The 12,294-nt window shown below is 50.9% G+C and carries 14 protein-coding genes; 10 read left to right on the top strand and 4 right to left on the bottom strand.

Going from position 1 to position 12,294, the window contains the following annotated elements:
- Positions 1 to 19 precede the first annotated feature (19 nt).
- Positions 20 to 973: a carboxylesterase family protein gene (locus MN202_RS15400; protein ID WP_335737028.1), complete on the top strand. Its 954-nt coding sequence runs from the start codon at positions 20 to 22 to the stop codon at positions 971 to 973.
- Positions 974 to 1,094: 121 nt separating this feature from the next.
- On the opposite strand, the gene MN202_RS15405 is transcribed toward MN202_RS15400, so the two are convergent.
- Complete coding sequence (locus tag MN202_RS15405; protein ID WP_335737029.1) at positions 1,095 to 1,982, bottom strand: LysR family transcriptional regulator; 888 nt, start codon at positions 1,980 to 1,982, stop codon at positions 1,095 to 1,097.
- Between the two features lie 115 nt (positions 1,983 to 2,097).
- Between MN202_RS15405 and MN202_RS15410 the strand changes: the two genes are divergently transcribed.
- The 3 genes from MN202_RS15410 to MN202_RS15420 are packed head-to-tail and all read left to right on the top strand — an operon-like array spanning position 2,098 to position 3,299.
- Positions 2,098 to 2,700, top strand: coding sequence for a glutathione S-transferase family protein (locus MN202_RS15410; protein WP_335737030.1), 603 nt, complete (start codon positions 2,098 to 2,100; stop codon positions 2,698 to 2,700).
- Positions 2,700 to 3,083 (top strand): nuclear transport factor 2 family protein, encoded by a 384-nt coding sequence (locus MN202_RS15415; protein WP_335737031.1) that lies wholly within the window; start codon positions 2,700 to 2,702, stop codon positions 3,081 to 3,083. The genes MN202_RS15410 and MN202_RS15415 overlap by 1 nt, the downstream gene beginning before the upstream one ends.
- 9 nt (positions 3,084 to 3,092) lie before the next feature.
- Positions 3,093 to 3,299, top strand: coding sequence for a 2-hydroxymuconate tautomerase family protein (locus tag MN202_RS15420; RefSeq protein ID WP_335737032.1), 207 nt, complete (start codon positions 3,093 to 3,095; stop codon positions 3,297 to 3,299).
- Positions 3,300 to 3,339: 40 nt separating this feature from the next.
- On the opposite strand, the gene MN202_RS15425 is transcribed toward MN202_RS15420, so the two are convergent.
- From MN202_RS15425 to MN202_RS15435, 3 genes are all read right to left on the bottom strand, one after another.
- Positions 3,340 to 5,211, bottom strand: coding sequence for a M48 family metallopeptidase (locus tag MN202_RS15425; RefSeq protein WP_335737033.1), 1,872 nt, complete (start codon positions 5,209 to 5,211; stop codon positions 3,340 to 3,342).
- A 163-nt stretch (positions 5,212 to 5,374) separates the two neighbouring features.
- On the bottom strand, positions 5,375 to 5,710 hold the full coding sequence (locus MN202_RS15430) for a hypothetical protein (protein WP_335737034.1): 336 nt from the start codon (positions 5,708 to 5,710) through the stop codon (positions 5,375 to 5,377).
- 143 nt (positions 5,711 to 5,853) lie between these two features.
- Complete coding sequence (locus tag MN202_RS15435; RefSeq protein WP_335737035.1) at positions 5,854 to 6,747, bottom strand: AraC family transcriptional regulator; 894 nt, start codon at positions 6,745 to 6,747, stop codon at positions 5,854 to 5,856.
- Between the two features lie 207 nt (positions 6,748 to 6,954).
- On the opposite strand from MN202_RS15435, the gene MN202_RS15440 reads away from it, so the two are divergent.
- The 6 genes from MN202_RS15440 to MN202_RS15465 all read left to right on the top strand — a co-directional run bounded on the left by MN202_RS15440 (position 6,955) and on the right by MN202_RS15465 (position 12,197).
- Entirely contained in the window at positions 6,955 to 7,710 is a 756-nt protein-coding gene (locus MN202_RS15440; protein WP_335737036.1) for a HesA/MoeB/ThiF family protein, read from the top strand.
- 132 nt (positions 7,711 to 7,842) lie between these two features.
- The gene (locus MN202_RS15445; RefSeq protein ID WP_335737037.1) at positions 7,843 to 9,414 is read left to right on the top strand and encodes a glutamate synthase-related protein; all 1,572 of its coding nucleotides are present in this window, start codon (positions 7,843 to 7,845) and stop codon (positions 9,412 to 9,414) included.
- Between the two features lie 73 nt (positions 9,415 to 9,487).
- A complete protein-coding gene (locus tag MN202_RS15450; protein WP_335737038.1) occupies positions 9,488 to 9,919 on the top strand; it encodes a VOC family protein in 432 nt (143 codons plus the stop codon).
- Between the two features lie 25 nt (positions 9,920 to 9,944).
- Positions 9,945 to 10,475, top strand: a complete 531-nt coding sequence (locus MN202_RS15455; protein ID WP_335737039.1) for a DinB family protein — start codon at positions 9,945 to 9,947, stop codon at positions 10,473 to 10,475.
- 76 nt (positions 10,476 to 10,551) lie between these two features.
- On the top strand, positions 10,552 to 11,196 hold the full coding sequence (locus tag MN202_RS15460; protein ID WP_335737040.1) for a hypothetical protein: 645 nt from the start codon (positions 10,552 to 10,554) through the stop codon (positions 11,194 to 11,196).
- A 140-nt stretch (positions 11,197 to 11,336) separates the two neighbouring features.
- Positions 11,337 to 12,197 carry a DUF5694 domain-containing protein gene (locus tag MN202_RS15465; RefSeq protein WP_335737041.1) on the top strand — a complete coding sequence of 287 codons (861 nt, stop codon included), beginning with the start codon at positions 11,337 to 11,339 and terminating at the stop codon, positions 12,195 to 12,197.
- Positions 12,198 to 12,294 lie beyond the last annotated feature (97 nt).

The following is a 12,294-nucleotide window of genomic DNA, read 5'->3' on the forward strand; positions in this document are numbered from 1 at the left end:
CTTTAGCCATGGAGTCGTGATGAAACAGCCGTTCGCCGCAGTTATAGCCGCAATATTTGTCATGGCACTTTGCGTATGTGAAAGCCCTGCTGCGACAGCGCCACAGGCAAACAGTGCTGCCCAGTTGTTACGGCTTAATTATCAAAGCAGTATTGACCAGTTAACACGGCAGTATTTTGTTTATTTACCGGCTGGCTATCAGCAAAGCAGCGCAAAAAAATGGCCGCTAATGCTGTTTTTACATGGTAATGGCGAGCGCGGTAATGGCCTGGATGAGCTGGACTATACGCTAATTCATGGCCCGCTGTATGAAGCCTGGGTGCAAAAGCGTGATTTGCCATTTATTATCGTGGTGCCGCAGTTGCATATGTTTAGCATGGGGCAGGTACCTTATATTGCTAATCGCTCGCGCGCCGATATTCCGACACGCTTAGCCGAAGGGGTACCGCCGCGGCCGCAGATGTTTACATCTGATCACGCTATAGTACCGGCAACGGCAGTCAGTGATATGAGCCAAGTCGCGCCGTTACTGCCCGACGGTTGGCAGCTTGCCGAGCAGGATCTGCTGGCGCTACTGCAAAAGGTGCAGGCGAGCTACCACATCGACGCCAGCCGGTTATATTTAACCGGCATCAGCTATGGTGGTTTTGGCAGCTGGTTTATGGCCAGTAAGCATCCGCAGTTATTCGCTGCCGTTGCACCTGTTGTCGGCTGGGGCCATCCGGATTTAATGCCGCCTATTGCACAGGCTAAAACACCGCTGTGGGTATTCGCCGCCGGGCGTGATTCGGCCGTGAACAAAAACTACTTTTACCCCGGTATTGAAACCTTACGTCAGCTTGGACATGACAAGCTGCGTTTTAGTATGCTGGAACAGGCTGCACACGATGCCTGGCGTCAGATCTACGCCGGCGACGATTTGTACAATTGGCTGCTGCAGCAACAACGCCCAACAGCTAACCAACCACAATAAGGAACCAGATTGGCATGACAGTGACTGATACCTACTCTGAATTTGTCACCACTTAAGCCATTGGTTAGCGTTAAGCGATAGTTTGCTGGGCGCAGCAAAGCCTTTAGCGCGCCCAAAGCGGCTATAGATACGGATGCCGGCTAAACCAGGATTGCAAAAATTCAATTAACAGCGTTAAGCGGGGTGGGGTAAATTGCCGCACCGGATACAAGGCATATAAGGTCATGTTCGGTTTGTGCTCGTTTGGCAGTATTTCAACCACCTCGCCGTCTTGCAGCGCCTGATGGCTGATAAAACGCGGAATAAAGCCCACCCCCATGCCTTGTTTAATCATCTGCAACAAAAACACCGAATTATTAGCTTTTAGCTGGCCGCTAATCGGTACGCCGTCTTGCCCTACCGGCCAGATATGTTTATGCCGAAAATAACTGTACTCAAAGCATTGATGTTGCGCTAAATCCTCAGGGCGATTGATAGGGCCGTGCTGGCGCAAATACTGCGGTGAGACACAGATGCTGTAGCTAAACTGGGTTATGGTTTGGCCGACATAGGCCGAGTCAAACGCCTGGCTGGCGACACGTAAGCCCAAATCAAAATTGTGCTGCAGCAGGTCCTGCGCTTCATCGCTTAGCTGTATATCCAATTCAATTCGCGGGTAGCGCCGCATAAATTCGGCAAAGGCCGGTGCCAGCGCGGTCAGGCCCAGTGCCATAGCGGCATTAATTCTCAGTTTGCCCTGCGGTATTTGCTGCTGTTGTTGGATCCGGGCTTCGCTGTCTGCAATCTGGCGCAGGATTTCACGACAGTGCTGCAAGTAATCGCTACCGATTTGTGTCAGTTGTAGCCTGCGGGTAGATCGTTGCAACAATCGGCTACCCAGTGCAGTTTCCAATGCGGTGATCTGCTTGCTTAGCATCGATTTGCTGCAGCCATTTTGCTCCGCCACCTGGCTAAAACTGCCCAGCTCTGCCACCCGCACAAACAGCTGCATGGCTCTTAATTTGTCCATATTGTTTCCTTAGCGGAAATAAAGTTGTTCGATTATAGCTATATATCAATGTAATTGGCAGCGCTATAGTGGCGTTGCTTCGATGCTTTTGGCTACTTAACTATAGGAATTCATTATGTATAAATTGTATTTTTCTCCAGGTGCCTGTTCGTTAGCGGTGCAGGTTGTATTGCGCGAGCTGGGACAGCCGTTTCAACTGTTTAACAAGGCCAGCGTGGCCAATTATCAGCAGATCAATGCCGTCGGTGCAGTACCAGCTTTAGAGGTTGACGGCACTTTGCTGACAGAAGGCGCAGCCATTATGTTGTATTTGCTGGACAAGCACGCCAACGATTTAATGCCGGGCGACGCAATGGCGCGTCAGCAGGCGATCCAACAGCTGATGTTTGCCAATGCCACAGTGCACCCGGCGTACAGCAAGCTGTTTTTTATTAACAACCAACTGGCAGACGGAGCTGTTAAGCAGCAACTGTTGCAAGCGGCGGCAGATCACATCAGCAAACTGTGGCAGTTAGTGGAAAACCAGCTGCAAAGCCAGCCTTATCTCGGCGGCCAATACTATTCTGTGGCGGATATTCTGCTGGCAGTGTATGCCGGTTGGGGCCAGTATTTTCCGGTCACTATCGATATAGGCCCGCGTGCTCAGGCGATGATTGACAAGGTGCGGGCGTTACCAGCCTATCAGGCAGCGGTCGCGGCAGAGCAGCAGGCAAGCTGATGGCGGCCATGGCGCACCAGGCCGAGCTGGCGGCCATTACCACGTTGCTTGGGCATTACTTTGACGGTTTGCATCGCGCTGACACAGCGCTGCTAAGCAGCATATTTGATGATGCTGCACAGCTGTACGCCCCCGGCGTGCGCCGCAGCAAGCAGCAATGGTTGGATCTGGTCGCAAACCGGCCGGTACCGGCGGCGCTGGGGCATGCTTTTGCTTATCAAATCCTGTCAATTGAACAGACCGGCGAGCAGGCGCTGGCAAAGGTAGCCTGTCCTTTGCTGGGCCGGCACTTTATTGATTATCTGAGCCTGCTAAAAGAGCAGGACCAGTGGCGTATTGTCGCTAAGCTGTACGCCGACAACCCTTTTATAAATACTCATTAGGAGTCAATTATGCCGTACGTTAATATCAAAATAACCGACGAAGGGGTGACCACAGAGCAAAAGCGCAAGCTGGTGCAGGGCACCACCCAACTGTTGGTTGACGTGTTGGGTAAAAGCCCGGCCACCACCTTTGTGGTAATAGACGAAGTCAGCACCGATAACTGGGGCCTTGGTTATCACCTGGTCAGCGAACTGCGTCAGGCTGCAGCTCAGTAACGTGTTGCTGCGGCGGCGTCAGGTTGTGCCAGGTAATGCTCTAGTCTGCGTTATATACCTGCTGACCGACGTTCTTAACTTTGTTGCGTAAGTCTTTGTGAACAAAGTCTTTATTAATAACAAATACCGGGAACTGCCCGCCCAGCTTGTCGGCCACTTTTTGCATCAGACTGTCGCCATTACTGCGATACCAACGAGCTGTAATATACAAAATATATGAAGGCTCACTTAGTTCTGGCGGCAATTTACGTTTGGCTAAAACGGCGCTTTTTAATGCCGGTACTTTGCTTAAGCTCAGTTGTAGTAACCCGAGTTCTTTTGCACTGAGTTGAGGAGGCTGCACCAAATCCTGTGCGCTCAGGTTATGCCATCGGCTGGCCAGCGTTTCGCAGTGGTCATAGTGGTTATCCAGCGTGGTTTGCCAGTGCTGTTTTGCATCAGCGTTGTGTTGTTGCTGGGCCATCTGCAGCAACTGTTGCAATGCGGCTTCACGCCAGTCAAAGCTATTGCTGACCTGTACAAACAAGCGCTCAGCCTGATTGGGATCGGTAGCTTTAAGTTGACAGGCGAGTACAAAAGCCAGATCGGGATTATCATTAAAACGCTGTTGCAGTAACTGCAGTGTGCTGCGCGCCTTGCTGTTTTCAGGAAATTCGCTTGTTGAATTAAGCCAAACCAAAGCTTGCTCCAGGCTAAAAGCTGTACTGTCTGTCTGGCTAAGAGCAGCCAGATCAGCCGCAGCTTGCTGATGTGCTGCATACTGTTGCTGCCAGCTCTCGGTCACAGCCTGTTGCCACTGTTCATTGTAATGCTGCAGTAAAAGCGGCAGTTGATTACCTAAATATCGCTCTGCTGCTGTAGCGTTTGTACTTAGCAGCACTGCCTGGTCTAGCCCCAGCGCCTGTAAGCGTTGACGTAAGCTTGGATGGGTGTCATCTGCGTCGGCCGCTTCTGCCAGCGCCTCGGTTAGCTCTGCCGACTTGGCTTGTTGCCGGCGCTGTTGTATAAAGGCCGCCAGTTGTTGATAAGCATCCGCTGGCGCAGCCTGTTCGCTGTCGGCTTGGCTCCAAAGCCTGCACCAGAATTCTTGCTGCAGCGCCTGATTGAGCAACCGGCTGTGACATAAGGCGCTGGCGGTAGCTTGTGCGCCAACAACCTCGGCACTTATTTTATCGGCTTCGTATTCGTTGTATCGTGCCAGTGCAAAGGTATAACCGCTAAAAGTTAATGCGTACCAGGAAAAGAAGCGTCGCAGAGGCGTCGTTATCATGCTTTGCTGCTGTTGCAAAGCGTCATCAATACGTTGCCAGCTCTGGCGTATGCGGTACACCCAGCCACTAAATTTGGCATGTGAGCCACTTAAATGGCCCATTTCATGTGCCAGTACAGCTTTGCCTTCATCTGGCGACAATGCCAGTAATAACTCCAGCCCGACCACCAGAGTATTTTTATGCCAGCCAAATAAACCCAGTCTGGGGGTTTGGGCGATAGCGGCATTCATTTCGGGTTGTAACACTATCCGATGAATCACCGGCGTCGCTAAGGTTTTTTGCAGTGACGCCACCTCTTGCCAGAGTGCAGGAAAGTCGGCCTTACTAAGCTCATAACCCTGTGGCGCGCTAAGCTTTACCCATACCGCTTTAAACAGAAACCAGATAACAGCCAGTAACAGCAAAATAAGTTTGCTTTTGATCAGCATAATCAGCATCACGGTGCCAAGCGTCGCCAGCCAGACCGAGCCGCCAATAGCACCCAGTATCAGCATAAACAACACACCAATAACGGCGTAACCTAATACACCCAGCCACAAAACTTTTTGTTTGTAACTTTGCGGCGACACACTGAGTTGGTATTCAGCATTTTGTGCCAATTGAGCAAAGCGTTCGCGTAGTTCTGTCCTTGATATTGTCATCTGGTTCATCCTTCAATTATCGCCAGCAATATAAAATAACTTGTATAAATAGGGTAGTATTTGTTTACTTTTAGTTGCTGTTTGGCAAGCCTTTGCTTAAGGCACTTTGTACTGTTTGCTTAAATTGGTCACAGTTTGGCATCTGTATTAAGGGCAGTGTTTTTCAGTAACGCTGATAGTCAGCGTGCATAAACTGCTGCCAGGTGCCATTTTTTTTCACCCAGTCTGTAACAGACAGGCCGCCGTCGGCATTTAATGCATAGCGCGTCTTGCCTTGTTCGGTTTCTGCGCGGCCCCAATAGGTTGTTAATACTCCGTCGGCGTAAGTCGCCTGTAACGGATGTAGCGAGCCATTGGTATCACTCCAGTATCCTGCAAAACCATCATCAGTGCGCCGGTATAGGCCCTCGCCGGCGAACAACTGGCTTCCATCTGCCTTGCTGACCTCATACACCACCCGCAGCAGGTTTTTGTGTCGCCCATCAGTCCATTGCAGCAAGCAGCGTGCGCCCGGCGCAAACGCCTGGCAATCTGCCGTCCATGTGCCTTTCAAGTTGTTCAGTATTTCTGGTTCCGCTGCTTGCACACTGCAGGATGTATTCATCGTTACAAGAGCCAAACCGGCTAGCCATATTAATCGTTTCATATTTGGTTAATCTCGATGGGTAGATAGATGTCCGTGCGCCACTCTGTAACCGGTGTGCTTTCCGGATCGTCAATATAATGGGTAAAGAGCGGGGCGTTGCGCAGTTCCATGCCGGCTTCCAATGCCATGGCATAGAGGCCGTCAATCACGTCCAGCAGGGCGTTGTAATCGCCGACATGGCGCACGGTGAGGCAGGGGCCAGCGGGTAGCTCGGCCCAGCGTATCCCTGGCGGCGGTGCGTCTGTGGTTTGTGTAACAGAGAAAGCGCAGTCGAAGCGAAAGTGCTCGGGAGCGGTAGTGCGTGGATCATCTGGCCATAATCCATGAATACCGCGCACCGCGCCTGGCCCGATCCATTGCGCTATCGTCTCGAACAAGCGGCCGTAACCATTAAACAGGCTGTCATAGGCACCGGTATTGCGTGTCGCCAGGATTTTCAGAGGCTGCAGCTCAACTATGCTTACTGCAATGGTTGGCACCTCTTCGTCCGGCGTTCGCAGGCCATGTGTGATGCGTGCAACGAATGCAGCCATCTTAGCTGGGTCTGCCCTTAGCTCGCTGGCACTGGCGCCGGTGAAGGCTTTTAATGAGCGCGCAAATGATTGGCCACTGGCATAACCTGCAGCCTCTGCAACTTCAGCTACCACTGCGTGCTTATTTTGCATCGCGACCAGCGCGCGGCCCATTTGCACACGGCGCAGGCTCTCGAACACCGTTTCTCCGGTCATCACGCGCCAGACCCGATGAAAATGAAAGGGTGAGATAGCCGCTATTCCAGCTAACTCGTGTAGTGTCGGCTGCGCTTGCGCTCCCAACGACTCAATGTAGGCCAGCACTTTCTCAACCCGAGTGGCATAGCGTTCAATTTGAATAACCCGTATCTGCTGCATGATTGTCTCCATTGCTGCTTTAAGTGCGATAACACCATATACGAATTCAAGGGTAAAGCGCGTACCCGATCTTGCTAAGTTACTGCGTTTATCTTCGCTGTGGATTACTACAAGTTTATGGGGCCGCACTGAGTTAATTTGCTGAAATTAACCAACTTACATAAACTGGCGCAGCGATTAAAGCCAGAATAATTGGGTAGGACACTGATGACAAAACAACTCAGCCAGATGCAGGCCATGCGCTATAGCCGGCAGTTGATGCTGCCAGCGCTGGATTTTCGCGGCCAGGAAGCACTGCTGACAAGCAAGGTGCTGCTGATTGGCATGGGCGGCCTGGGCTGCGCGGCGGCTCCTTATCTGGTGGCCAGTGGCGTCGGCAGCATAACACTGGTTGATGACGACACTATTGACCGCAGTAATTTACAGCGGCAAATACTGTACCGTGAAGCCGATATTGGCCAGAGTAAGGCCGGGCAGGCGGCAGCAAGCTTACGCCAGCTTAACTCTGAGATTGCAATAAATACCCTGCAGCAGCGCTTAACTGCGGACGATCTAGCGCATTTGGTGGCGCACTATTCACTGGTGCTTGATTGCACCGACAACCTCAATACCCGCAACGCTATAAACGCTGCCTGCGTTAACGCCAGGGTGCCGCTGGTGTCAGGTGCTGCTATCCGCTTTGAGGGCCAGCTGGCCAGCTTTAGTATGCAGGGCGACGGGGCTTGTTATCACTGTTTAAGCCAGCTATTTGGCGAGCAACAGCTGACGTGTATGGAAGCGGGTATTTTAAGCCCGGTGGTCGGCATTATCGGTAGCATGCAGGCGCTGGAAGCGGTAAAAATACTGGCCGGTGTCGGCACACCGCTATATGGCAAATTGCAGCTGTTTGATGGCTTAAGCAGCCAGTGGCGCCAGTTTGATTTAAATAAAGATCCGCGTTGCAGTGTCTGTGCCACAGTCTGATAACCGGGCTGTCTGGCGGTGCCGGTTCGCCGGTAGGGGCAGTATTAGGTTAAACTTCATCCGGCATTAATTGGCGGCTTTGACAGCTTTACCGCTATAGTTGCTTACTACAGCACTAGCCGGAGCCTGACCATGACAAAACCCATTATCGCAGATAACAAACCGATAAAAGTCAGCTTAACAAAAGGTTCAGAATACTACTTTTGCGCGTGCGGCCGCTCTAAAAGCCAGCCGTTTTGTGATGGCTCGCATGCCGGAACCGGTATCAAACCCAAAGCTTTTGTAGCTGATGAGACCGGCGATGCATTTTTGTGTCGTTGCAAACATACAGCGAATGCGCCGTATTGTGACGGCACGCACAAACAGTTTGGCGCTGAACAGGTGGGCACGGAAGGCCCGGGGTTATCAGCAACAACGTCAACAACATCGGCATCCGGCGCGCCGCTAGCTAAAGCCACAGCTGAAGAGCCAACGGTGGAATTTATTCATCAACTGGCGCGCGAAGGTTTGTCTAAATTTGGTCATCACGGGCCGATGACCTCGATGGGCGTGCCCAGGCATAAGTTACCGCAGTGGGACGATTTGCAAATTATGGTGGCGCAAATGGCCACCAAGCCGCTGATGGAAGATATCCCGGTGGCGACTGAGCTGGTGATTGGCCCCGAAGCGAAAAAACCGCTGCTGCTTAAGATACCGTTATTTGTCTCCGATATGAGCTTTGGCTCGTTATCAGAAGAGGCCAAAATTGCACTGGCGCGCGGCGCCGAGCTGGCCGGGACGGGTATTTGCTCAGGCGAGGGCGGCATGTTGCCAGAAGAGCAGGCCGAGAATTCGCGTTATTTTTATGAGCTTGCCAGCGCGCAATTTGGCTATCGGGAAGAATTGTTAACCCGGGTGCAAAGTTTTCATTTTAAAGGTGGCCAGGGCGCCAAAACCGGCACCGGCGGCCACTTACCCGGTATTAAAAACAAAGGCAAAATTTCGCAAGTCAGGGGTATTGCAGAGGGCACGGCGGCCATATCACCGCCAACATTTCAACATATGTCCAGCGTCAGTGATTTTGCCCGTTTTGCCGCTCGTGTGCGTGAAATTACCGGTGGTATACCGGTCGGCTTTAAACTCAGCGCTAATCATGTCGAACGTGATATTCAGTTCGCACTGGATGCTGGTGCCGACTACATCATTCTGGATGGCCGCGGCGGCGGCACCGGGGCTGCACCTGAAATGTTCCGCGATCATATCAGCGTGCCGACCATACCAGCGTTGGCCCGTGCCCGCCGATATCTGGATGCGCAAAAAGCCAGCGGCCGGGTAACGCTGATAATCACCGGTGGGCTGCGTGTGCCAATAGATTTTGTTAAAGCCATGGCACTGGGGGCCGATGGTATAGCGCTGTCAAACAGCGCTATGCAAGCCATTGGTTGTGTTGGCGCCAGAATGTGTAACAGCAATAATTGCCCGGCTGGTATTGCCACACAAAGGCCGGAACTACGCCAGCGGCTTGATATTGATGTCTCTGCCAAGCGGCTGAATAATTTTTTTCGCGCGTCAGTAGAATTAATGCAGGTAATGGCACGCGCCTGTGGTCATGACGCGTTAAGTAAGTTTAACCAGCAAGACTTGGCGACCTGGAACCGGGAAATGGCCTATTTATCCGGCGTACGCTTCTCCGGCATCGAAGGTGTTAACTCTGGTGCCGGCTAATAGGCTGATGATTTTTCTTCAGTGGTTAAAATTGTTGTAGAATCGGCAGCAAACAAAAATCGGAAGCAAACAGATGTCTGAGTCGCTACAACAACCCGAGCAACAACCGGTACAGCAAAAAATCGGCAATATCGCGCTATTGGTAGCCGATTACGACGACGCCATCGCGTTTTATACCACTAAACTGCAATTTAACCTGATTGCCGATACCGATTTAGGCGGCGGTAAGCGCTGGGTTGAAATTGCACCGCCCAACAGCAGCGGCAGCCATTTACTGTTAGCCAAAGCCAGCAATGCGCAGCAGCAGGCTGCGGTGGGTAACCAAAGTGGCGGCCGGGTATTTTTGTTTTTGCACACCAACGATTTTTGGCGCGACTATCACGCCATGCAGGCCAAAGGCGTTAAATTTAACGAGCAGCCCCGGGAGGAAAGCTACGGTACTGTGGCGGTATTTCAGGATTTATACGGTAATAAGTGGGATTTGCTGCAGTTGAACCAGCATTAAATCCGTATCTGGCAAAGGAGAGTACATGACAGCACATCAACAGCAAATGCAGGGCTTTGCCAAATATAACCGTGAGTTTAACGCCCGGTTATATCAGCTGGTGGCCACTTTAACTGAAGACGAGCGCAAGAAAGATCTCGGCGCGTTTTTTGGCTCTGTGCACGCTACGCTCAATCATATACTGCTGGCCGACCGCATCTGGCTGGGCCGTTTTGCCCATGCCTTTCCTGCCATGGCATCGTTGCAACAGGCGGAACTGGTGCAGCACTTTAGTTCACTACGCGATGAACTGTATGCTGATTTTACTGTGCTTAGTGCGCAAAGATGCGCAACCGATGAGGTCATTAGCCGCTTTGCCGACGAGTTAACCGATACGCAGCTGGTAGGCATTATGCGCTACAGCAATTCGCAAGGCCAGCAACGCGAACACCCGACCTGGGTAGCGGTTGCGCATATGTTTAATCACCAAACCCATCACCGCGGCCAGCTCAGCACGCTATTACACCAGCTTGGGCATGATGTTGGCGTGACGGATTTTGTGGCTTATGTGCCATGACTAACTGCGGACCTAATAGTGCAGTGGCTGACATTATCAAACTAATGCCGGGATACTATCTGGTTAGGAATCAAACTTGGGTTCATTATTTCAATTAATTTTCGTAGGAATAGGCTACGTTTTTCTGGCTACTGTTGCAGGCTTTGTACTGCTGTTGCTAGCTAAAGTGTTGAGCCTTTTTGTCAGCAGAAGCATGGTTCCTGTCGGGCAGTTTTTTTGGTTTCCAATTAAGCTGGGGCCATACTTTTTGTTAGCAATCATTGCAAATATTTTCGTCTGTGGGCTGATTAGGAACGTCGATCCGCCGTTAACAGATTACTGGTCACTGCCTGTTGCGGGACAACTGACTCTGGGGGCTATAGATCAACCTGATATCTGGAACTTGTGGCCAGAGAGAAATGGTGGTGAGGTATTAGTTAGTGACATAGTGTCAATGGGCGTAACTGACAATACCGTTTATGGTAAAACCAAGTCGGATGCCTATTTCATTTATTCGCTAAATGCTGCTCAGCAATTTAGCGACCTGTCTGAAGATCAATTTAACCCAGAAATCATCAAGATAGCTGGTGAGAACCCAACGTTGCAACGCCCGTCAGATTACTATTACGACAATCGCGATACCGGCGATTTAATTACTTTACTGCTAATTCTGATTTACCCGCTGTGTCGATTTTATAAGCTGTGTAAAGATTTTCATGACAGGCTGATGCATTCAGCCTGATGTAGTTCGTTGTAGCACGCGAAGTTGTGACTAAATATCGGGCACGCAGCTTCGTTGAAATTACGGGTTTACGTTGTGCTATTGCTGCTCCGGCTAATGTTGGCTATGCTGGTGCGAATTTAAGCGTTTGGCCTATATCAATGAAAAATATCATGTTTATACTGGCGCTGTGCCTGGTTGGCTGCAGCAGTGCAACCGATAGCGTGTTGCGGATTAAGACAGAGCCGGTTAATGCCAATAAAATTCAGGTATTGAATGTTGGCAGCTTTCACTTTGGCGCGACCAGTGACGCCAACAGCGTTGATTTTGATGAACATAGCCAGGCTAATCAGCAGGCTGTTAAAGACATTGCAATATTACTTGCCCAATTTAAACCCACCATAGTTTGCCTGGAGTTTTTACCACAAGATATGGCCCGTATTAATCAGGCCTATCAGGCGTTTTTAGCTAACCCCACGCGGTTAGACACCCACTATGGTGAGTTGAGTATGCTGGGTTTTGATGTTGCCAGATTAAGTGGCGTGGCAAAAGTGTACGGCATTGACCACCATCTGGGTTACAACTACAGCCTGGGTGATTTTATCGAAAACAGCCCTGAGCTGGAAAACGCGGTAGACCGGCAAACCTACCTGCAATTAACCCATCAGCCATTTTTGCATTACCCCCGATTAGCTGAGCTTAATCAGCGCTTTGAGCAGCTCTCGTTATTGCAGCAATTACAGTTAACCAATCATCCGTTAATGCTGGATCACTCGCTTAATACCAATGCCGATAAGCTGTTTTACGTCGGCATTGGTGATGGCTTTGAAGGCGCAGAGCAGGCGGCGCAGTTTTATCTGCGCAATATGAAAATTTATACCAATTTGAACCGCATTCCGATGACGGAAAATGATCGGGTACTGATTTTAATGGGCTCTGCCCATACGGCTATGCTCAGGGAGTTTATTCGTCGCAGCCCTAAATTCGACATGGTGAATACACTGGATTATTTAACGCCGTAACCTTTAGGCCAAACGCGCTGAAAACACCGCCTTGTCCACGCTTCGGGCAAGTTTCTGCAAAGTTGATTTCACGCCGCTTTCACACGCCTTAGGTTAA

It is taken from the genome of Rheinheimera muenzenbergensis, assembly GCF_036984005.1.
GTDB classification, from domain to species: Bacteria; Pseudomonadota; Gammaproteobacteria; order Enterobacterales; family Alteromonadaceae; genus Alishewanella; species Alishewanella muenzenbergensis.